This is a genomic window from Marinobacterium jannaschii DSM 6295 (assembly GCF_000620085.1).
GTDB classification, from domain to species: domain Bacteria; phylum Pseudomonadota; class Gammaproteobacteria; order Pseudomonadales; family Balneatricaceae; genus Pontibacterium; species Pontibacterium jannaschii.
In genome coordinates this window covers 297,874-318,347 of the sequence record NZ_JHVJ01000007.1, presented here as the reverse complement: position 1 = coordinate 318,347, position 20,474 = coordinate 297,874, and the positions used below count along the sequence as shown (strand labels likewise).

The 20,474-nt window shown below is 54.0% G+C and carries 19 protein-coding genes and 1 tRNA gene; 19 read left to right on the top strand and 1 reads right to left on the bottom strand.

Features of this window, described 5'->3' with window-relative positions:
• Window position 1 precedes the first annotated feature (1 nt).
• The 17 genes from Q354_RS0107860 to Q354_RS0107780 all read left to right on the top strand — a co-directional run bounded on the left by Q354_RS0107860 (window position 2) and on the right by Q354_RS0107780 (window position 17,173).
• Window positions 2-77, top strand: a tRNA-Val gene (locus Q354_RS0107860).
• A 148-nt stretch (window positions 78-225) separates the two neighbouring features.
• Window positions 226-1,164, top strand: a complete 939-nt coding sequence (locus Q354_RS27280) for a sensor domain-containing diguanylate cyclase (protein WP_051559981.1) — start codon at window positions 226-228, stop codon at window positions 1,162-1,164.
• A gap of 128 nt (window positions 1,165-1,292) precedes the next feature.
• Window positions 1,293-2,207, top strand: a complete 915-nt coding sequence (locus Q354_RS0107850; RefSeq protein WP_051559980.1) for a 1-aminocyclopropane-1-carboxylate deaminase/D-cysteine desulfhydrase — start codon at window positions 1,293-1,295, stop codon at window positions 2,205-2,207.
• A gap of 76 nt (window positions 2,208-2,283) precedes the next feature.
• The gene (locus Q354_RS0107845; RefSeq protein WP_027857119.1) at window positions 2,284-3,165 is read left to right on the top strand and encodes an NAD(+) kinase; all 882 of its coding nucleotides are present in this window, start codon (window positions 2,284-2,286) and stop codon (window positions 3,163-3,165) included.
• Between the two features lies 1 nt (window position 3,166).
• Window positions 3,167-4,135, top strand: coding sequence for a metallophosphoesterase (locus Q354_RS0107840; RefSeq protein ID WP_036228918.1), 969 nt, complete (start codon window positions 3,167-3,169; stop codon window positions 4,133-4,135).
• A 15-nt stretch (window positions 4,136-4,150) separates the two neighbouring features.
• Window positions 4,151-4,993 (top strand): rhomboid family intramembrane serine protease, encoded by an 843-nt coding sequence (locus Q354_RS0107835; RefSeq protein ID WP_027857117.1) that lies wholly within the window; start codon window positions 4,151-4,153, stop codon window positions 4,991-4,993.
• A 55-nt stretch (window positions 4,994-5,048) separates the two neighbouring features.
• Entirely contained in the window at window positions 5,049-5,918 is an 870-nt protein-coding gene (locus Q354_RS27275; protein WP_027857116.1) for an alpha/beta fold hydrolase, read from the top strand.
• A gap of 85 nt (window positions 5,919-6,003) precedes the next feature.
• Window positions 6,004-6,267 carry a YeaC family protein gene (locus Q354_RS0107825; RefSeq protein WP_027857115.1) on the top strand — a complete coding sequence of 88 codons (264 nt, stop codon included), beginning with the start codon at window positions 6,004-6,006 and terminating at the stop codon, window positions 6,265-6,267.
• Between the two features lie 133 nt (window positions 6,268-6,400).
• On the top strand, window positions 6,401-7,228 hold the full coding sequence (locus Q354_RS0107820; protein WP_027857114.1) for a DUF2797 domain-containing protein: 828 nt from the start codon (window positions 6,401-6,403) through the stop codon (window positions 7,226-7,228).
• 16 nt (window positions 7,229-7,244) lie between these two features.
• On the top strand, window positions 7,245-9,875 hold the full coding sequence (pepN, locus tag Q354_RS0107815) for an aminopeptidase N (RefSeq protein WP_027857113.1): 2,631 nt from the start codon (window positions 7,245-7,247) through the stop codon (window positions 9,873-9,875).
• Between the two features lie 152 nt (window positions 9,876-10,027).
• Window positions 10,028-10,414: a hypothetical protein gene (locus Q354_RS0107810; protein WP_027857112.1), complete on the top strand. Its 387-nt coding sequence runs from the start codon at window positions 10,028-10,030 to the stop codon at window positions 10,412-10,414.
• A 108-nt stretch (window positions 10,415-10,522) separates the two neighbouring features.
• Window positions 10,523-11,119, top strand: a complete 597-nt coding sequence (locus tag Q354_RS0107805; protein ID WP_027857111.1) for an HAD family hydrolase — start codon at window positions 10,523-10,525, stop codon at window positions 11,117-11,119.
• A gap of 312 nt (window positions 11,120-11,431) precedes the next feature.
• Complete coding sequence (locus Q354_RS0107800; protein ID WP_027857110.1) at window positions 11,432-11,668, top strand: YdcH family protein; 237 nt, start codon at window positions 11,432-11,434, stop codon at window positions 11,666-11,668.
• Between the two features lie 255 nt (window positions 11,669-11,923).
• Window positions 11,924-13,708, top strand: a complete 1,785-nt coding sequence (locus Q354_RS0107795) for an ABC transporter ATP-binding protein (protein ID WP_027857109.1) — start codon at window positions 11,924-11,926, stop codon at window positions 13,706-13,708.
• A gap of 72 nt (window positions 13,709-13,780) precedes the next feature.
• Window positions 13,781-14,896 (top strand): phospholipase D-like domain-containing protein, encoded by a 1,116-nt coding sequence (locus Q354_RS0107790; RefSeq protein ID WP_027857108.1) that lies wholly within the window; start codon window positions 13,781-13,783, stop codon window positions 14,894-14,896.
• Window positions 14,897-14,907: 11 nt separating this feature from the next.
• Window positions 14,908-15,378 (top strand): outer membrane lipoprotein, encoded by a 471-nt coding sequence (locus tag Q354_RS0107785; protein WP_027857107.1) that lies wholly within the window; start codon window positions 14,908-14,910, stop codon window positions 15,376-15,378.
• A 676-nt stretch (window positions 15,379-16,054) separates the two neighbouring features.
• Complete coding sequence (locus Q354_RS0107780) at window positions 16,055-17,173, top strand: hypothetical protein (protein ID WP_027857106.1); 1,119 nt, start codon at window positions 16,055-16,057, stop codon at window positions 17,171-17,173.
• 45 nt (window positions 17,174-17,218) lie between these two features.
• On the opposite strand, the gene Q354_RS0107775 is transcribed toward Q354_RS0107780, so the two are convergent.
• Window positions 17,219-17,800, bottom strand: coding sequence for a YecA/YgfB family protein (locus Q354_RS0107775; protein ID WP_027857105.1), 582 nt, complete (start codon window positions 17,798-17,800; stop codon window positions 17,219-17,221).
• 135 nt (window positions 17,801-17,935) lie between these two features.
• Between Q354_RS0107775 and recQ the strand changes: the two genes are divergently transcribed.
• Window positions 17,936-20,059 carry a DNA helicase RecQ gene (gene recQ, locus Q354_RS0107770; protein ID WP_027857104.1) on the top strand — a complete coding sequence of 708 codons (2,124 nt, stop codon included), beginning with the start codon at window positions 17,936-17,938 and terminating at the stop codon, window positions 20,057-20,059.
• The gene (locus tag Q354_RS0107765) at window positions 20,056-20,472 is read left to right on the top strand and encodes a YqaA family protein (RefSeq protein WP_027857103.1); all 417 of its coding nucleotides are present in this window, start codon (window positions 20,056-20,058) and stop codon (window positions 20,470-20,472) included. The genes recQ and Q354_RS0107765 overlap by 4 nt, the downstream gene beginning before the upstream one ends.
• Window positions 20,473-20,474 lie beyond the last annotated feature (2 nt).

Sequence of the window (20,474 nt, the reverse complement as noted above, 5' to 3'; positions counted from 1 at the left end):
TGGGCGTATAGCTCAGTTGGGAGAGCGTCTGCCTTACAAGCAGAATGTCGGCAGTTCGAGCCTGTCTACGCCCACCATCCCTCTTTTTTCTTACTTTCCTATTGAATTCTACTGCCACTGATCTAAGCTAGTTTCAGTCTGGTTTGCACAGTGGATTAGTGCGTTTGTTCCTGTCTCTGTCGTAACCACGCCTCGTTTTGGATTTTCGATGGTGGTTGTAGTTCTATGCGCAATGTTGATACCGAAAAACTAACCTCTCTATGCCCTGATCCGATTATTGGCGTTGATCGCTGGGGTACTATCAATGTATTTAATCCAGCTGCTGAAAAGCTGTTGGGCTACTCCCTGAAAGAGGTTCTCGGTTTAATGCATATCTCGGACATATATCCGGGTAAGTCGCATGCGCGTCAGATCAAGCATTTGATCTACGGTGATGTTAATGGTGAGCCGGGACAGCTTGAAGGGTTTGAAACCATGCTTGTTCGCAAGGATGGTTCCAGGCTCCCTATACGTCTGTCGGCTTCTTTGGTGATTGTTGATGGCGAAGAAGTGGGAAGCATCGGCTTTTTTCATGATATGTCTCAGCAGCGTGAGTTGCAGTCACAGTTGGAAAAGCTGTCGATTACCGATGAATTAACCGGACTGCATAACCAGCGCCACTTTTACAAGATTCTAGCCACGGAGCTTGAGCAGGCTCATCGCTATAACCGTCCTCTTAGCCTCATCTGTTTTGATCTGGATCGATTTAAAGCCGTAAATGATAATCTCGGCCACCTTATGGGGGATCGTCTTCTTAAGCTGGTTGGAGAGGTCATGAACGCAGATCTGCGTAAAGTGGATAGTGCTTTTCGTTATGGCGGGGATGAGTTCATGCTGATACTGCCGGAAACCGCTCTGGATAAGGCTGTGTGTCTGGCTGAGCGAGTACGGTTAAAGTTTTCTGCATCTGTTTTACAGATAGAAGAGCTGAAAGACTACAGTGTGACTTTCAGTATGGGGGTCTCCGAAACCCACGGTGGAGAAGGGCTTGATCAGGTGGTTCAACGCGCTGACCAGGCGATGTATCAGGCTAAGCAGTCTGGCGGAAATCAGGTTTTCAGTTTGCCTGCACCCGAAGCTATACAGGCCGCAGCGCCCCCCCTGGCAGATTGCCAGTACCTCTAGGTCTTGAAAAAAGGCAGTCTCTTTTAGTTGTATCCCTCGCATTAATCCGATGTAGTTAATATTGGGCTCTTGTCCGGTCCTGTCAGGCGGGGCATGCTAGTGGCATATCTGTCACGAGTCGGGTCTAAATGGTCTCAAATCTTTTTCAGAGCGGAGGTACCGGGCTGCCGCCGGTGGAATTGCTCTCTCTTTCCTGTGCCCGGAATATTCGGGTGAAGCTGCTGCGCACGGATCTTATTCACCCCCTGGTCAGCGGAAATAAGTGGTACAAGCTCAAATACAACCTCCTCGCCGCTCAGGATCAGGGGTATCCCCGTGTCATCAGTTTTGGCGGTGCCTATTCCAATCATATTCATGCACTGGCCTGGGCCGGTTTCAATATGGGACTCGAAACGGTTGGGATTATCCGTGGCGAGCCGGAGTATGCAGAAAACCCGACCTTGCGGGATTGTCAGCGCTGGGGCATGAAGCTGCACTTCGTTGACCGGAAAACCTATCGGCGGCGCAGCGATGCTGAATACCTGCAGCAGCTACTAGAGGTGGTAGGCCCCGGGTATATTGTCCCGGAAGGGGGGAGTAACCGGTTGGCGGTTAAAGGCGTGGCAGAGCTGGCAGAGGCGCTGTGTAGTTCTGAATCGCCTGATTATATCCTTTTGGCGGCAGGGACCGGTGGCACCACGGCAGGCTTTGCCGCCGGAGTGGCTGATGGTATCAGGGTTCTTTCTGTGCCTGTGCTGAAGCAGGGAGAGTTCCTTCGTGATGATATTGCTCGCCTGCTCGCAGAGAGTGGCGTTGCTGATCGCCATAACTGGCAGTTGGATCTTGAAGGTCACTTTGGCGGATACGGTCGGGTCTGTGCTGATGTGCGTAGCTGTATCGAACGGTTTGGGCTGCAATATAAGCTGCCTCTGGACCCAATCTATACGGCGAAGTTGATGTTACGCTTGGAGCAGCTGCTGGCGGAGGAGTACTTTCCGTCTGGCAGCGAGGTGATGGTGGTTCACACCGGCGGCCTGCAGGGAGCACGTAGTTTATTGGTATAGGGCTTTATTTGCTGCATGTGCATCTTATAATGACTGTTTTGTTGCGCTGCAAAACTTATCTGGAGTAATAAGTCGGATGGACTATTTTCGCAACGTTGGTCTTATTGGCCGTCTGGGCAGTAAGGCTGTAATTGATACCCTCAAGCACCTCATTCGTTACCTTCATGATCGCGGTATGACCTGTGTGCTCGATCAGAAAATTGCAGAGGTGATGCCTGGCCACGGGCTGCAGATCTGTAAACCTAAGATGATGGGAGAGATCTGCGATCTTGTCATCGTTGTTGGGGGGGACGGCAGCTTACTGGGGGCTGCGCGCTCGATCGCATCCAGTCATGTTCCTGTGCTGGGGGTTAACCGTGGCAATCTGGGATTTCTGACTGATATCGCGCCGGACCAGATTGAGCAGAAAGTAGGGGAGGTGCTGGACGGAAAGTACATCGTTGAAAGCCGTTTCCTGCTGGATGTCGTGGTCAAACGCGGTGGCGAGCCGATCGGTGAAGCGATGGCGCTGAATGACTGTGTACTCCACCCGGGCAAGGCTGCCCGTATGATCCAGTTTGAGCTCTATATCGAAGGTCAGTTTGTATACACCCAGAAATCCGATGGCCTGATCGTTTCAACTCCGACAGGCTCAACGGCTTATGCCCTTTCCGGCGGTGGCCCGATTATGCACCCCCGTCTCGATGCGCTGGTATTGGTGCCGATGTTTCCGCACACGCTGTCCAGCCGTCCTATTGTGGTGGATGGTAATAGCGAGCTGAAACTGGTGATCAGCGAGGATAATGAGATGTATCCGACAGTTTCCTGCGATGGCCAGAACAGTATTAACTGTGCGCCGGGAGATACCATCACCATCCATAAGAAGCCTAATAAGCTTAAACTGCTGCACCCTCTGGACTACGACTTCTATAGCACTTGTCGTGAAAAGCTGGGGTGGGGGACAAAACCGGGAGATTGATGTGGCGCATACCAGACAAGGAGTTGATCTGATCGGTGATGTGCACGGTTGTGCGAAAAGCCTGGAGTTGCTGTTGCAAAAACTGGGTTATAGCAAACAATCCGGCGTATACCGACATCCAACAAGAAAGGTGATCTTTCTTGGCGATATCGTTGATCGCGGACCTCGAATTCGGGAAGCGCTGCATCTGGTCTACGATATGGTCAGCCGCGGCAATGCTGAAATCGTGATGGGCAACCATGAGTATAATGTGCTCTGTTACCTGACGCCGGGCGAGCAGGGTAGTGATATGGAGTGGTTGCGTGAACGTACGCCGCGCCATTTCAGGATACTTAAGGAAACCCTCGAACAGCTGGCTAACCATCCTCAGGATCAGAAAGACTTTCTTGACTGGTTTATGACCATGCCGATCTATCTGGAACATGAACATTTCCGGGTCGTTCATGCTTGCTGGCAACAGGACCTGATCGATCAGTTCAGAACTCTGTATGGGGGTAACTGTTTCAGTGAGCGCTTACTGCACCGCTCTGCTGTAAATGGCAGCTTCGAATGGACACTGATGGATCGTTTGCTGAGGGGGACGCACCTGCGCCTTCCGAATGGCGAACAGATGATCAGTAAAGACGGCTTTAAACGCAGCTTCTTCCGGACCAAGTTCTGGGCACGTAATCCGCAAAAGTATATTGATGTGGTGTTTCAGCCTGATCCGCTGCCTGAGCATGTCGCCCGCTTGCCCTTGACCCGGAGCAATCTGGAAGATCTCAGTTTTTACGGTGAAAAAGAGCCGCTGTTGTTTATCGGCCATTACTGGCGTGAAGGCAATCCGCAGCCGATCACCAGCAATATCGCCTGTCTCGACTATAGTGCAGTTAAGTACGGTAAATTGGTTGCTTACCGGCTCGATGATGAGACAGAGATCAGGCCCGATAAGTTTGTTTGGGTTGATGTAAAGAGAGAAGTGAATGAGTAATCTGCGGTATCCCTTATGATCAAGGTGCTGTCTGCTCCGCTGCAGGATGATCTGCAGCCCTTTGCCGATTTTCTCTGGCGCTATCAGATCCCCCACCGGATTCTAGAGGCAGATCAGGAGCAGCAGCTATGGGTTGGCCGTAGCGTTAATGCGGAACAGATCTGTAAGCTCTATGACATGTGGCGTGGTGGCCTGGACCTGGACACTGTCCAGGTTGAGCAACAGCAGCATATTCCGGCTTGGCGGGACCGTATTGGCGAATGCTGGCTGACCTGTGCATTGATTGGCTGTAGTCTGCTGCTTTCGTTTCTGACCGGGTTCGGCGACAACTGGGATCTCACGGGCCGCTTTACTATTGCCGCAGTGGTGGTCGGCGACGGCTCGCTCTATGCCGATACACTGCTATCCTCGCTGGCAAGCTTTGAGATCTGGCGATTGCTGACGCCTATGTTCCTTCATTTCAGTCTGCCCCACCTGTTGTTTAATTTGCTTTGGGTCTGGGTGGTTGGCTCGCGTATAGAGCGGAGTCAGGGCGTCTGGGCATTACTGGGGCTGGTTACTACATCGGCCTTGCTCGCCAACGTGGCCCAGTATCTGGTCAGCGGCCCCTTGTTTGGAGGTATGTCCGGTGTTGTTTTCGGGTTGCTGGGCTATGCCTGGCTCTGGGATAGAAAGTATCCCGCTAATCCGGTCGGGCTGCCGCCGGCGTTGATGGGGTTTATGCTTTTCTGGCTTGCACTGGGCTATACCGGGGCGCTGGAAGCGATGGGCTTTGGATCGATTGCCAATACCGCTCACCTGGCCGGGCTGGTGGCCGGTTTATTTTTTGTACCCATCGGTCGTCTGATCTCCCGCTGATATTCTGTCTGATTCATCGTATGGCGCAACCACCGAAGTGGAAGGTGATGCCTGAATGAACGATCTGAATCCCCATATCGATCATCTCTATGATGCCCAGCTAAACCGGCTGCCTGGCCAGGCAGCCGGCTGTTATATCGATACCGCTGAGGGGCCTGTCTGGTTGATGCAGGCAGGTCCTGAGGATGGACCAGTACTGCTGGCACTGCATGGTATGCATACACCGGCCCCCTTTAATCTGGAGATGGTCTGGCCGCTGACCCGACACTATAGGGTATTATCGCCGGACTTTCCTGGACATACCGGCCGTACTGCCGGTGACGCACTGAGCGCTGGCGGACATGCATACGGTCGCTGGGTTCTGGCACTGCTTGATCGGCTCGATATCCAGCGTTGTCCGATGGTCGGTATCTCTTTCGGGGCGGCGGTGCTGCTTGATACCGTAGCGCTGGCACCGCATCGCGTGGGTTGCGCATCTCTGATTGTCCCGGCGGGGTTGGAAAAACCCTTCTGGCGACCGATGCGCCATATTATTGTGCCGTGGATAAGGCATTGCCTGAAGCCCTCTGATGAAAGTAGAGCGGCCTTGCTCAGGCCGGTTATGGCACCGGACTGGCCAGCGCTATTTGAGTTTTATCAGGCGGCGTTACGCTATCAGCGGGCTGTCACCCAATACCCGCCTGGGCCTCATGCACCTGTCCGCTATCGCAACTGGACCCGTCCGGTCCAGTTGATCCTCGCCAGGCAGGATATCTATTTTGATGCCGGGCGTCTGGCGCGGCAGGCAGGAGAGCTGCTCCCTGGCTTCTGTGATCTGCTGGAGCTGGACGACACCCATATCCCGTCACTACGCAATCGATTACGGGTGCAGAAGGCTGTGGTGGGTTTCATGTCACGATACGACAGTTTCCGTTCCGACTCCTGAGCCTGGCAGCAATCGCTGTTTTGCCAAGTGATGGTGCCGGATTGGCTGTGGTAAACTGCCTGCTCCGTTTATGAAGGAGTCGTGCATGACTTACGAAGAACTGATTGCAGCAATGACACCCGAAATGCATGAATCGCTGAAGACTGCTGTTGAGCTGGGAAAGTGGCCTGATGGGCGGCGCCTGAGTGAAGAACAGCGCGCTATCTGTCTGCGAGCGGTCATTCACTATGATCAGAAAAAGCCTGAGCATGAGCGTGTCGGCTTTATCGACCGTACCAAGTCGGATGGCTCCCAGCACGGTGAAGACCCTCTGGCACCGCAGCCGCTGAAAATACTGACTGATAACTAAAATACAGCGAACAGAGCAGTCCAGCTCCTTGACTGATATCCGGCACTGGCTTTCGCAGAGGCTGTTTCTCTTCGGCTGAGAGCCGGCCAGAATATCAGCCTGTTCGCTATTCTCTGACAAGACGATTACATCCATGCAAGAGTTGGCATCCGGTGCTTTACAGAAAATGCGCACCCGGCTGGCAGATACGGTTGAGTACCGGCTGCCGGTCGGCGATTCCGAAATCCCCCTTAATGAGCTGATCGGGCAACCGGTGTTGTTGCAATACAAGGGGGAAATTAACTGTATTGGCTGCGGCCGAAAAACCAAAAAGAGCTTTAGCCAGGGCTACTGCTTTCCCTGCTTCAAAAAACTTCCTCAATGTGACAGCTGTATCGTGAGCCCGGAGAAGTGTCACTTTGCGGAAGGCACCTGTCGCGACCCTGACTGGGGCGAGCGTAACTGTTTTCAGGATCATATCGTCTATCTGGCCAACTCTTCGGGCGTGAAAGTCGGGATTACCCGGGGCACTCAGGTGCCGGTGCGCTGGATGGATCAGGGCGCGATTCAGGCATTGCCGATACTGAGGGTCTCGACCCGCCTGCAGTCGGGATTGGTTGAGCGTTTGCTTGGAGAGCATGTTGCTGATAAAACCAACTGGCGGGCCATGCTGAAAGGGCAGGTTGATCCGATGGACCTGTCGCTGAAGCGGGATGAGTTATTTGAACTCTGTGCTGAGGGGCTGGCCGGGCTCGAGCAGCAGTTTGGCCTGCAGGCGATCCAGCGCCTGCCGGATGCAGAACAGCTTGAGATCAGCTATCCGGTTCTCAACTATCCTCAGAAGGTTACCAGCTTTAATTTTGATAAAACGGCAGAAGTCAGCGGTGTGCTGCAGGGTATCAAGGGGCAGTATCTGATACTGGATACTGGCGTCATCAACATTCGGAAGTTTACCGCCTATCAGGTTGCATTCAGTGCCTGAACGCGAGGGTGAAGTTATGTCACAGGAACCACAGGTTATTTACCTCAAGGATTATCAGGCACCGGCATATTCGGTAGATAAAACCACGCTTCGATTTGAGCTGTACGAGGAAGAGACCATTGTACGGGCAGAGCTGCAGATGCAGCGCAATACCCAGCATGCCGAGCCGCTGCCGCTGCAGCTGTTCGGGCACGAATCGATGGAATTGCTGCGCCTGGCGGTTAACGGTGGTGTGCTGCAGCAGGCCGAGTATTCGCGTGAGGGCGAGCTGCTGACCCTATTGGACACGCCGGATCAGCTCACGCTGGAGATCGTAACCCGTATCGAACCGCAGAATAATACCTCCCTTGAAGGGTTGTATAAGTCCGATGGCATGTTCTGTACCCAGTGTGAAGCTGAAGGCTTCCGCCGTATCACCTTCTACCCGGATCGTCCGGATGTGTTGTCCGTATTCACCACCACGGTCGAGGCCGAGCAATCGCGCTACCCGGTACTGTTGTCGAACGGAAACCCGATCGCCCGGGGCCAGGAAGAGGACGGGCGTCACTGGGTAACCTGGGAGGACCCGTTTCCTAAACCAGCTTATCTGTTCGCGCTGGTTGCCGGGGATCTGGAGCATATCGAAGACCAGTTTACGACCGCGTCAGGTCGACCGGTAGAGCTGAAGATCTTTGCCGAAAAGAAGGATCTGGATAAGCTCGACTATGCCATGCAATCGCTGAAGCGCTCGATGACGTGGGATGAGGAGGTATATGGCCGCGAGTACGATCTGGATATCTTTATGATCGTTGCCGTGGACTTCTTCAACATGGGGGCCATGGAAAATAAAGGACTCAATATCTTTAATACCTCTTGTGTGCTGGCTAACCCTAAGACCACCACAGATGCGGCTTTTCAGCGTGTTGAAGGCGTGGTGGCGCACGAGTACTTCCACAACTGGTCGGGTAACCGGGTTACCTGCCGTGACTGGTTCCAGCTTAGCCTGAAGGAGGGCTTTACCGTCTTCCGTGATGCTGAGTTCTCCGCCGATATGAACTCGCGTACCGTTAAACGTATCGAGGATGTCACCCTGTTGCGTACCGCCCAGTTTGCGGAAGATGCCGGTCCCATGGCACATCCGGTACGACCCGCCTCCTTTATAGAGATATCTAACTTCTACACCCTGACCGTCTACGAAAAGGGTGCCGAAGTGGTGCGTATGATTCATACCCTGTTGGGGCCTGAGCTATTCAGAAAGGGATCTGACCTCTACTTTGATCGTCATGACGGCAAAGCAGTGACAACGGATGACTTTGTCGATGCGATGGAAGACGCTTCGGGTCGTGACCTGAGCCAATTCCGTCGCTGGTACAGTCAGGCAGGTACGCCGGAGTTGCAGGTGGAGGATCGCTTTGATGAAAGTACCGGGGTTTATCAGCTCACTGTGCGTCAGAGCTGCCCGGGAACACCGGATATGAAGCACAAACAGCCTTTCCACATTCCTCTGGCGTTGGGACTGCTGGATCAGCAGGGCAGTGACCTGCCTCTGGACGGAGGGCAGACAACTCAGGTACTGGATCTGACGGAATCCGAGCAGACCTTTAGCTTCGAAGGCCTCAGCGCTAAGCCGGTTCCTTCACTGCTGCGAGGCTTTTCTGCGCCTGTGAAGCTGAGTTACGACTATAGCCGTGACGAGTTATTGTTCCTGATGGCACATGATAGTGATGGCTTTAACCGCTGGGATGCATCCCAGAAGCTGGCTGTCGGTATCATGCAGGAGCTGGTGGCAGCCTATCCATCGCAGATGCAACTCGATCAGCGATTGGTGGACGCCTATCGTCGGGTATTAACCGATGAGTCTCTGGATCCGGCAATGGTTGCCCAGATCCTGACCTTGCCATCCGAGGCCTATCTGGCAGAACTTGCAGATGTGGTTGATGTTGAAGCGATTCATGAGGTGCGTCAGTTTATCCGCCGTCAGCTGGCTAAAGCCCTTGAATCAGAATTCCTCGCGACCTATAACAGTCACCAGACGCTTGAAGCTTACCGTCCTGACGCCTCGGAAGTGGCCCGTCGCAGCCTGAAAAACCTGGCTCTGTCCTATCTGGTCGCGCTGGACAATGAAGCTTACCTTAGCCTCGCTCAGTCCCAGTTTGCCGATGCGGATAACATGACCGACCAGCAGGCGGCGCTTGGGCAGGTGGTTCACTCCGACTTTGTCGAAGCAGGTCAGCAGGTACTGGCGAAGTTCTATGACCAGTGGCAGCATGAATCGCTGGTGGTCAACCAGTGGCTGGCAGTACAGGCTTCAGATGTGAAAGAGGGAGCGCTGGAACGGGTGGTCGCCTTGATGCAGCATGAAGCCTTCGATATGAAGAACCCGAATAAGGTGCGCTCGGTTATCAGCGTGTTCTGTAATCAGAACCTGTTGAATTTCCACCGCCCGGACGGCTCCGGCTATCGCTTCCTCGCTGACCAGGTGATTGAATTTAACCGCATCAATCCTCAGATAGCATCAAGGCTGCTGACACCGCTGACACGCTGGAAGAAGTATGATGCTGATCGCCAGGCGCTGATGAAGGCAGAGCTGGGGCGGATTATGGACAGTGGTGAGCTGTCGAAAGATGTCTATGAGGTAGTCAGCAAGAGCCTGGCTGCGGTAGAGTAATGGCCAGGCTTCAACGGCGCATCCAGCTTTTGCTGAACGCCAGCGTTTTATAGAGCCTGTTGAATTCTCTAGATAAAAAGTTGGGGGAGAAGCTTTCCCCCGCTTTGGTTATACTCGGTAAAAAACAAACTGAACTACCGCAAGGATCAGATATGGAACAACATCTCGCTGCGGGCGATAAATTTGATATCCAACAGAATTTTCGTCGTTACATGCGCCTGAAAGAGCGTCATGATGCAATCCAGGAAAGCCATAAGCACGCACGTGCCAGTAAGGTTTGGATTGCAGGTATCGTTACACTTGTATTTGCAATGGGCTCCGATTTCTTCCTGGGTGCCGCTGCTGGTCTGTTTGGCGTTTACTTCTACAACGTTATCTCCAGCTGGACGAAATCCAATGATACCGAAGAAGAGCTGGAGACACTGGATCGCTGGTTTGCAACCAAAGGTCTAAAGTTTGAAGGCCGTATTATCTATCGTACAACGGACGCTCTGCTGGAAAACCCGCTGGATCCGTTTGACGACACTTGCTTCCAGTAACCACTGAAGCTGGTATCTGTGGACAGGCCGGTAGCGCAGTGCGTTACCGGCCTGTTTTCGTTTTAGCCCGGTCAAAACTGTCCGGACGATGTCGCAGGGGAGTGGCCTATGCAACGACTGGCACAATGTAGCGGTTGGATATTCGACCTGGATGGCACCCTGACCCGGCCCGTTCACGATTTTGATCGTATCAGGCAGGCGCTGGGGATCCCCGCCGCTGAAGATATTCTGGGCTATATAGAGGCTCAGCCCGCTGGTGTGCAGTGCACCATGAGAACGCAGCTGGACGAGTGGGAGCACTTTTATGCTTCACAGGCGCAGGCTGCAGAGGGGGCCCGGGAGTTGACTGCCTTGTTGGCGGAACAGGGTGTTGCTTTAGGTATTCTGACCCGTAACACGCGGGAAGTGGCTATCCGTTCTCTGACGGCGATCGGCATTGCCGGTTACTTTGAAGAGGAGGCTATTCTGGGGCGTGATGAAGCCAGGCCAAAGCCTGATGCGCATGGTATAGAAGTCCTTCTAAATCAATGGGATATATCGCCAGAGCGGAGTGTGATGGTCGGCGATTTTAAGTATGACCTGGAGGCGGGAAAAGGAGCGGGAAGTGCCACTGTACATGTAGATGCCGGGGATCGTCACTGGCCCGAGCTGACCGATATCAGAGTCTCTTCGCTGGCGGAGTTAATCGGAATTTTCAGGCCTTAATATAAAACTGGCACGCAGTATGCTGTATATCAAAGTGAGAAAAGCCTACGGCTTTACTCTTGGCCTCATGGGCAGATTGACTGCTCTCCTTTCTCACGGAGAATATCTGGGAAACCAGTGTTTTCAAGGGAACTTTCAGCCGGTACGGGCTTGCGCGTACCGGTTTTTTTCGTCGGTGTTTATCCGGGCCGGAGCTGTTACGTTGAGCGATTGTGATCCATTTGTAGCGGGTTTTGATAGATATCAATGTCCCGGAAGAGGGTTAGCGAGACACTGAAGTCAGACCAAAGGAAAGGAAAGAGGAATCCCTTAATGAGCATTGAGCATCATGATCTGCTTCACGAATTTCCAGAACATCGCGAGCGCATCCATAATCTGAAAATGAATGACGCCCATTTTTCTCGTCTGTTTAATGAGTATCACGTGGTCACCAAAGACGTTGAGCGGATGGAATCGGAAGTGGAGCCGGTATGCACCAAAACGGAAGCTGACCTCAAACTCAAGCGGCTACATCTGAAAGATCAGCTTTATAAGATGCTGCAGGCCTGATTTTACCGGCCCCAATTGTTCCCATTGCTAACAAGCCGGCATTTGCCGGCTTTTTCGTTTCTGGCCTATATCAAGCTCCACAGGGTTCGCTGTCTTGTCATCTGAGATGAGGTGCCGGTCGGGAGCGCATCCATTGTCTGTCCTGATACGTATTTAAGACTTAAGCTATATATTAAAGAATATTTACAGCTTTCTGCCGCTTGCGCTTACTGCCGTTGCAGGAGGCATGCCCCGAAACAGGATGACGTGGCTTTGATGGATAAACAGATATACAACTGGCGATATGTCTTTCAGGTCGCCCTGGAGCATAGGCGGGAACTGCTGCTGGCTAACCTGATTGCCATGTTGGCAACGCTGGCGCTGGTGCCTCTGCCACTGTTGATGCCGCTATTGGTAGATGAGGTTTTACTGCAGCAACCGGGGTTGATCGTTGAGACCCTGAACCCGTTATTTCCAGACGACTGGCATGGTCCGGTACTCTATATCGGTGCTGTCCTTGCCGTCACCGTGGTATTGCGCTGTATCGGCCTGGCTCTATCGGTTTGGCAGTCGCGTCAGTTCTCGATTATCTCCAAGGATGTGATCTATCGCATGCGGGCCGGATTGCTGGAGCGGCTGAAAAAAATCTCAATGTCAGAATATGAGACGCTCGGCAGCGGCGCAGTGGCATCTCATTTCGTTACCGATCTGAACACTGTTGACCAGTTTGTTGGCAGCTCGCTGAGCAAATTGCTGATCGCCTCGCTCTCCATACTTGGGACGGCCTTTATTCTGCTCTGGATGCACTGGCAGCTGGCGCTGTTTATCCTGTTTTTCAACCCGGTGGTGATCTACCTGACGACGGTTATCGGTAAGCAGGTCAAGCACCTTAAGAAGAATGAAAACAGCGCCTTCGAAATATTCCAGAATGCCCTCACCGAAACGCTCGATGCGATTCAGCAGATCCGGGCGGCCAATCGCGAGCGTCACTACCTGAGTTCTCTGGTTGATTCGGCGCGCCAGGTGCGGGATTACTCTACAGCCTATGAGTGGAAGAGTGACGCGGCATCTCGGCTGAGCTTTATGGTCTTCCTGGTGGGTTTCGATATCTTTCGCGCCCTCTCAATGATGATGGTGGTGTTCTCCGATCTCAGTGTTGGTGAGATGATGGCGGTGTTCGGTTATCTCTGGTTTATGATGGGACCCGTTCAGGAAGTGCTGCATATTCAGTATTCATACTATGCGGCTAAAGCGGCGTTACTGAGGATCAACCGGCTGCAGGAGCTTGAACAGGAGCCCCAATACCCGACGTTATCTGATCCGTTCGCCGGCGCGCGCACGGTTTCGGTCACACTCGAGGCTATCCGTTTCGGTTATCACCCTGAAGATGAAGTACTGAAAGGTATCTCCCTGCATATTGCCGCCGGGCAGAAGATTGCGCTGGTAGGTGCCAGCGGCGGAGGTAAATCGACCCTGGTGCAGGTATTGCTCGGTCTTTATACCCCCAACAGTGGCAGGGTGCTGTTTGATGGTGTGCCTGTCGATCGGATTGGCCTGCAGACTGTCAGGGAGCATGTTGCAACGGTTTTGCAACAGCCTGCGTTGTTTAATGGCACGGTGCGCAGCAATCTGATGATGGGGCGAGCTTTTAGTGAAGAGCAGCTCTGGCATGCCCTGCGGATTGCCCAGCTGGATCAGTTTGTCTCAGGGCTGGAGGCCGGGCTTGAAACACGGGTTGGGCGCCAGGGTGTGCGGCTATCCGGTGGTCAGCGGCAGCGTCTGGCGATTGCCAGAATGGTATTGTCAGATCCAAAGGTCGTGATTCTGGATGAGGCAACGTCGGCGCTGGATACCGAGACTGAATTTGCCCTGCATCGTGCTATGCAGACATTCCTGCGGGGCCGCACCACCATCATCGTTGCGCACCGCCTCAGTGCCGTAAAACAGGCTGATCATGTCTATGTCTTTGAAGACGGGACTATTGCAGAACAGGGTCAGCATGAAGAGCTGCTGCAGCAGGAGGGGCTTTATGCCCGTCTCTATGGCCAGCATCAGCATTAAGCTACGGCGTACTGCAGGCACTCTCTCAGGCGGAGGGAACGGTCTCTCCCGAACAACCGGTAGTAGGATCTGATGCGTAAACGATTTCCCTGGCGGGATGGAAACCATCTCAAACTGATGGTGGACGGGGAAGCGTTTTTTCCCGTCATGCTGGAGGCTGTCTCTCAGGCGAGGCACAGTCTGTTGCTGGAATTCTATCTGTTTGCCTCCGGGCAGATTGCTGACAAGTTTATCACTGAGCTGATCGCCGCTGCCCGGCGCGGAGTTATGGTCAAGATAATCCTGGATGGCTTCGGGGGGCTGAAGTTTAAGGACAGTGACCGGATCCGGCTTGAACGGGCCGGGGTAGACCTGGTGGTCTACAATCCGTTGCATCTTAAAAAGTTTACCCGCAACTTTGCCCGGGATCACCGCAAGCTGCTGGTGGTGGATCAGCAGGTCGCGTTCATCGGTGGTACAGGTATCAGCGATGTATACTGGCTATCAGAGGGACGTGGATGTCCGTGGCATGAACTGATGGTGCGCATTCAGGGACCGGTGGTGGCGGATCTGGTCGATGTTTATAACGCCCTTTGGGCCCGGTGTACCGCCAATCGTTTGCCTCCCGGTGGTGGCCATGCGGTGGCAGGAGATGCCTCGGTGCGGGTAACGACGGTGCAGGGGATGTACCAGCAGGATATCAAGGCCAGCTTTCTCAACCGGGTAAATCATGCAGAAAATCATATCTGGTTGATGACGGCCTACTTCCTGCCTTCGCTCTCTGTACGCTCGGCGCTGCGCAAGGCTGCCCGTCGGGGGGTTGAGGTGCGGTTACTGATTGCCGGTCCTTATACCGACCAGCCCTGGGTATTTCATGCATCCAAGCGTTACTACCGCAGCCTGCTCAGGGCGGGCGTGAAAATTTATGAATATCAGCCCCGTTTTCTGCACGCTAAAATGGCGGTAGTCGATGGCTGGTCATCGGTTGGCTCCTGCAATCTCGATCACTGGAACCTGCGTTGGAACCTGGAAGCCAATATTGAGGTCACAGATGCAGAGTTCATTGCTCAGGCGGTGGCGGTGTTACAGGATGATATTCAGCACTGTGAGGCGGTCACCTGGGATGAGTGGCAGAAGCGCCCCTGGCACCGTAAGTTAAAAGAGATGTTGTGGTCCTGGCTGAGTCAGCTGGTACTGAAGATACGATAAGAGGTCTTATTATGAACAAGATGAGGGTAACCCTGGCGGCGATCCTTATGGGTTCCACGCTGCTGGCTGGTTGTGCCGGAGGGCTGACAGGTGAGACCTATTCCCGTAATGATGCCCGCAAAGTGCAGCAGGTAAGATACGGCGTAGTAGAGTCTGCGACTCCTGTGGTCATTGAAGGGCGTCGGGATGGTATTGTTGGTACCGGCGCCGGTGCCATTGTTGGTGGTATTGCCGGTAGTTCGGTCGGTGGTGGCCGTGGTAGCCAGATCGCCACCGTGCTGGGCGCCGTTGCCGGTGGCGCGCTGGGTAATAAAGCAGAGGAATCAGCAACCCGTGCCCAGGGCCAGGAAATCACTGTTGTGATGGATAATGGCCAGGTGCTGTCTGTTGTGCAGGAGGTCGAGCAGGGCCAGTTTCTGCGTGCCGGTGACCGGGTCCGGTTATTACAGCGTGCAGGACAGAGTCGGGTCGTGCTGCGCTAATCCTGCTAAGTCGTTTGATGCGATATTAATCTCCAGGCCGGATTAGCTGGCCGCCATTTCTATACTCCGATCGAAAGCCACTGCATCTGCGGTGGCTTTTTCTTTTCAGTTTCCTGGGGCAGCCCACCGCCGCCCTTATTCCTGAACTCTGATTGCCGTTTTGAATGTTGTGAAAACAGGCCCGTATTTTGCTGTGTTTCAGTTAAAGCTGGTGCTTTCTTCGTATCGGACTTTGGAAAAGGTACTTCGAAGCCATCTGGCTTGACTCATTAAACAACAGAAAATTACGTGCTGGCGCTGCTGATTTGCAGGAACTGAACGGACCGAGTGCCCTGAGTGCCTTGGAACCCGGGCTATTCAGGCAATCTGATAGCGCGGAGTATTTTTCAGGAGAGCTGATACCCACCGATAGATTTTTTAGATAACGCTTAATCTCAGTAGACCAGACCGGCGCAGTCGCCCGTATTTGTTTCTTCGGTTCAGGCAGGTTTTTGCCGTTTTACGCCGGGGAAGGGGTGTTGTTTGTTTTTCGCCGTAGAAACCTGAATTTTGCTATTGCCCGCCGGCAATAGTAGGGGGTTCTGTATGCCTGTCATAAGCACTGTGGCGCTTTAATCGAATGCCGCAGCAGGTTTGTTCGTGCTGAGAAAAACTATCCATACTCAGGGAGAGTAGAATGTATATCCAACAGAGCAGTGTTCATTTCAGTGCCGAACACCAGAAAACATCCTCAGTTTCCTTAACCGAATCGGTAGGCTCAATCGAGCAGGAGGGTGGTTTTGGCGCCCAGTTCAGTCAGTTTCAGGGGATGTTCCAGAGCCGCGCCGCCAGCTTCTTCGAATCCTTTGCCTCCATGCAGGGAGGCGGAGCCGATGAGGAGGGCGCCGTTCAGCCATCTGTACTGGTCATGACCGACGAAGGGATGAAGTTCCGTGCCGAAGAGGCCAAAGAGGCCCGGAATATGGCTCAGGAAAACAGTAAGGCGATGATGTGGAAGGGCCTGCTGGAAGCTTTGACCGGAAAAGAAGTGGTCACCACCGAATTGCCTGAAAACCTCTCTTCCGGCGAAGCCGAGGAGGCAAATAACCAATTGCAGCAGGCTTATCAGAGCCAGCTGCAGCTTCAGCCGGTGGAGCTGCAGGTTAACGTCCAGATGTCGCGTCATGTCGAAGAGTATGAATGCACCAGCTTCCAGGCCTGTGGCAAGGTACAGACCGCCGATGGTAAGAGTATTGATCTCAACCTCAACCTGCAGATGGAGCGCAGCTATTCGGAAACCGTAACCTATTCTGAGACCCGCTCCATTGTTTTCAAAGATCCGCTGGTGATTAACTTTGAAGGTAATGCCGCGGACCTGTCGCCGGAGCAGTATGAGTTTGATCTGGATGCCGACGGCGAAAATGAGCTGATCAGTTTCCTTGGGCAGAACAGTGCCATGCTGGCACTGGATCTGAACAAAGATGGCAAGATCAATGATGGTACCGAACTGTTCGGTGCTCTGAGCGGCGATGGCTTTGCTGATCTGGCGCAGTACGATGAGGATGGCAATGGCTATATAGACGAGGCCGATTCAATCTTCAGTGAACTCAGATTGTGGAACAAGCATCTGGGTGAAGATACGCTGGAAACGCTGAAAGAACGCGATATAGGGGCGATCTACCTCGGCGCTTCTGAGACGCCTTTCGATATAAAGGGTGAGGACAATCAGACCCTGGGACGGGTGCGTGAGAGTGGCTTCTATCTGACCGAGAACGGTGAAGCGGGTACCGTGCAGCAGATCGACTTCGCTGTCTGAATCCCGAGCGCAGGCCCGCTAGTCCGGGCCTGCAACCTGATAACGTTATTTGTCAGGTGCGTGGAAGTACAGGTAGAGATCAACCAGCAGCTCAGGGATCTGGGCGACCATTTCCTCAGCCAGCGCAGCATTCTTGCGAATCTCTTTAAACTCAGGCTCCTCGAACAGGTCGGAGGCTACCATTACCGGCAGAAGCATTTCGACCACTTCCTCTTCGCGGGCGCCAAACCAGTGTTCTTCCTGCTCAAATACGGCTTCCATAAATGCCTGTGACCAGAAGATCAGCTGGCTGTCATCGCCTTCTTCATCTTTTTCCAGCGTCAGGTAGCATGGGAAATCCATCGGCTGGTCGTTATACAGCGTGCTGCCGATATTCTGATAGAGGCGGTCCAGCAGGGAGATGATCTCAGTCTTCTGGTCATCAGATTCCCAGGCCGGCTCGCCATCAAATACCAGTGCCAGACGGCTATCGCGATCAACCTCCGCGCTGCTGATATTCAGGGCACAAAACAGGCCGTGGACGCCGACAAAATCCAGCGCTTCTTCTGGCGCAGCATCGGAGTACAGAAAGTCGTCCAGAGTATCAATTTCAGCGCCGGTTAAAGCCTGATTGTTCATCGCGGTCATGTGTTTTCTTCCAGATAAATTATGCCGGGTAGATTGTACTCGGAAACGGTGCTAACAAAAGCCCCGTGACGCCGGAACACTGAATTATTGCATTGCCGGATGACATATCTGCACGCTTTGCGGATAATGCCGCCCATGATTGACAGGGCGAGAGAGATACTGCGTGATACGTTCGGCTACGACGATTTCCGGACGCCGCAGGATGAGGTGATTGAGAACCTGGCCTCGGGCCGGGATGTTTTGGTGATTATGCCCACCGGCGGTGGCAAATCACTCTGCTATCAGATACCGGCGCTGCTGCGCCCCGGTGTAGCGATCGTTATCTCGCCGCTGATCGCCCTGATGCAGGATCAGGTCAGCGCGCTGTCCCAATGGGGTATCCGAGCCGGCTGTCTCAATTCCAGTATGGACTTCCAGCTGCTTTCCGAGACAGAGCACCAGCTGCGCTGTGGTCAGCTCGACCTGCTCTATGTTGCGCCGGAGCGCCTGCTCCAGCCGCGTACCCTCGAATTACTGCAGCAGTGTCAGCTGGCACTGTTTGCCATCGATGAAGCCCACTGCGTGTCGCAATGGGGGCATGACTTCCGCCCCGAGTACCTGCAGTTGTACCGCCTCGGAGAACTGTTCCCCGGCGTGCCCCGTATTGCACTGACCGCCACGGCTGATGAACGCACCCGTCAGGAGATCATCAACCGGCTTGAACTCAGGGATGCGGTGCAGTTTATCCAGGGCTTTGACCGCCCGAATATCCGTTACCGCATCGGTCAGAAAGACCGGGCCAAGGATCAGTTGCTGCACTTCCTGCGTGACGAACACCCTAATGACTGCGGTGTGGTCTACTGCCTGTCCCGCAAGCGGGTGGAAGAGACCGCCGCTTTCCTCTGTGAAAAAGGCTTTAACGCCCTGCCATACCATGCCGGACTGAACAACGACATCCGCCACCACAACCAGCACCGTTTCCTCAGTGAGGAGGGGGTGATTATGGTGGCGACTATCGCCTTCGGCATGGGCATAGATAAGCCCAATGTGCGCTTTGTTGCCCACCTTGATTTACCTAAGAGCATCGAAGCCTATTATCAGGAGACCGGACGTGCCGGTCGAGATGGTCAGCCCGCCGATGCCTGGATGGTGTATGGCTTACAGGATGTGATCTTCCTGCGCCAGATGCTGGAATCCTCCCAGGGCAATGATCTGCACAAGCAGGTGGAAAGGCAGAAACTGGAGGCGATGCTCGGACTCTGCGAGATAACCAGCTGTCGCCGCCAGACGCTGCTGGCGTATTTCGGCGAACGGGACCACCAGGCCTGCGGTAACTGTGATACCTGCCTGGAGCCGGTGCCGGTCTGGGATGGGACCGAGGCTGCACGCAAGGCCTTGTCAGCGGTCTATCGCAGTGGCCAGCGCTATGGCGTGACCCATGTAGTGGATATTCTGCTGGGAAGTAACAACGATAAGCTCAAGTCTCTGGGGCATCATCAGCTCAGCACCTGGGGCATCGGTAAGGAGCTGGACCGGAACCAGTGGCGCTCGGTATTCCGGCAGCTGGTGGCGCGTTCATTCCTGAATGTAGATGCACAGGGGCACGGAGTGCTGCAACTGACGGATAAATGCCGCCCGTTGCTGCGTGGAGAGCAAACGCTGGAATTAAGGCGCGATGGCCGTAAGCAGTCACGCTACCGTAAGGAACAGGTTCCACAGAACAAGCTGGAGGCGGAGGACTTTGCGCTCTGGAATGCGCTTAAGGCCCGGCGTAAGTCGCTGGCGGATGAGCAGGATGTTCCGCCTTATGTGATCTTCCATGATGCAACGCTGATGGAGATGGTGATGTACCGCCCCGGTAATCACCAGCAACTGCGCAAGCTTAACGGTGTGGGAGAGCGCAAGCTGGAACTCTATGGTGACCCGTTCCTCGCTGTGCTGGAGGAATTTGCCAAGGCACCGGATAACAGCGGGGCCGCCCAGGTGAGTGAGTCGATAACCCTCTATCAGACCGGCATGACGGTTGAGCAGGTGGCGCGGACGCAGAAACTGTCGGTGAATGTGATCTACGGTCACCTGGCGCAGGGGATTCGAGCCGGTCAGCTGCTGCTGCGGGATGTGGTCGAATTACCGGACAATGAACTCAGTCATATCCAGCAGGTGATGCTGGAGTGCCAGCGCGAAGCTGGTCAGTCGCTGAAACCGGTGTATGACGCGCTGGCCGGCGTCTATGAAATGGGCATACTGCGCTGCGTTAAGATGGGACTGGAGCTGGGATGAGCGGATCGCTGGCGGCTCTCTTTGTCAGCGGTTTTATATCGGCTACATTGTTTCCCGGAGGCTCTGAAGCACTGTTTATCTGGATGCTGCAACAGCCGGACTATACCGGATGGCAGCTTTGGGGCGCTGTCAGTGCCGGCAATGCCCTGGGGGGGATCGTTACCCTGTTGATGGGGTTATGGCTGGCAGCTCGCTACCCCCTCAGGGCACCGGACAAGCGCTGGCAAAAGCAAGCGTTTGGCTGGCTGCAGCGCTTCGGCCCCTGGGCTCTGTTGCTCTCTTGGCTGCCGCTGGTGGGTGATCCCCTCTGCTTTGTTGCCGGCTGGCTGCGCCTGAATTTTATTTTCTGCCTGTTGATGATTACACTCGGAAAGGCAATCCGTTATGCAGGGTTGCTCCTAATTCTTAGCTGAGG

Coding starts and splice junctions, on each gene's coding strand:
- Q354_RS0107795 (WP_027857109.1), top strand. CDS start 11,924: ATGGATAAACAGATATACAACTGGCGATATGTCTTTCAGGTCGCCCTG.
- Q354_RS27275 (WP_027857116.1), top strand. CDS start 5,049: ATGAACGATCTGAATCCCCATATCGATCATCTCTATGATGCCCAGCTA.
- Q354_RS0107845 (WP_027857119.1), top strand. CDS start 2,284: ATGGACTATTTTCGCAACGTTGGTCTTATTGGCCGTCTGGGCAGTAAG.
- Q354_RS0107805 (WP_027857111.1), top strand. CDS start 10,523: ATGCAACGACTGGCACAATGTAGCGGTTGGATATTCGACCTGGATGGC.
- Q354_RS0107800 (WP_027857110.1), top strand. CDS start 11,432: ATGAGCATTGAGCATCATGATCTGCTTCACGAATTTCCAGAACATCGC.
- Q354_RS0107835 (WP_027857117.1), top strand. CDS start 4,151: ATGATCAAGGTGCTGTCTGCTCCGCTGCAGGATGATCTGCAGCCCTTT.
- pepN (WP_027857113.1), top strand. CDS start 7,245: ATGTCACAGGAACCACAGGTTATTTACCTCAAGGATTATCAGGCACCG.
- Q354_RS0107820 (WP_027857114.1), top strand. CDS start 6,401: ATGCAAGAGTTGGCATCCGGTGCTTTACAGAAAATGCGCACCCGGCTG.
- Q354_RS0107790 (WP_027857108.1), top strand. CDS start 13,781: ATGCGTAAACGATTTCCCTGGCGGGATGGAAACCATCTCAAACTGATG.
- Q354_RS0107780 (WP_027857106.1), top strand. CDS start 16,055: ATGTATATCCAACAGAGCAGTGTTCATTTCAGTGCCGAACACCAGAAA.
- Q354_RS27280 (WP_051559981.1), top strand. CDS start 226: ATGCGCAATGTTGATACCGAAAAACTAACCTCTCTATGCCCTGATCCG.
- Q354_RS0107850 (WP_051559980.1), top strand. CDS start 1,293: ATGGTCTCAAATCTTTTTCAGAGCGGAGGTACCGGGCTGCCGCCGGTG.
- Q354_RS0107810 (WP_027857112.1), top strand. CDS start 10,028: ATGGAACAACATCTCGCTGCGGGCGATAAATTTGATATCCAACAGAAT.
- Q354_RS0107775 (WP_027857105.1), bottom strand. CDS start 17,800: ATGACCGCGATGAACAATCAGGCTTTAACCGGCGCTGAAATTGATACT.
- Q354_RS0107785 (WP_027857107.1), top strand. CDS start 14,908: ATGAACAAGATGAGGGTAACCCTGGCGGCGATCCTTATGGGTTCCACG.
- Q354_RS0107765 (WP_027857103.1), top strand. CDS start 20,056: ATGAGCGGATCGCTGGCGGCTCTCTTTGTCAGCGGTTTTATATCGGCT.
- recQ (WP_027857104.1), top strand. CDS start 17,936: ATGATTGACAGGGCGAGAGAGATACTGCGTGATACGTTCGGCTACGAC.
- Q354_RS0107825 (WP_027857115.1), top strand. CDS start 6,004: ATGACTTACGAAGAACTGATTGCAGCAATGACACCCGAAATGCATGAA.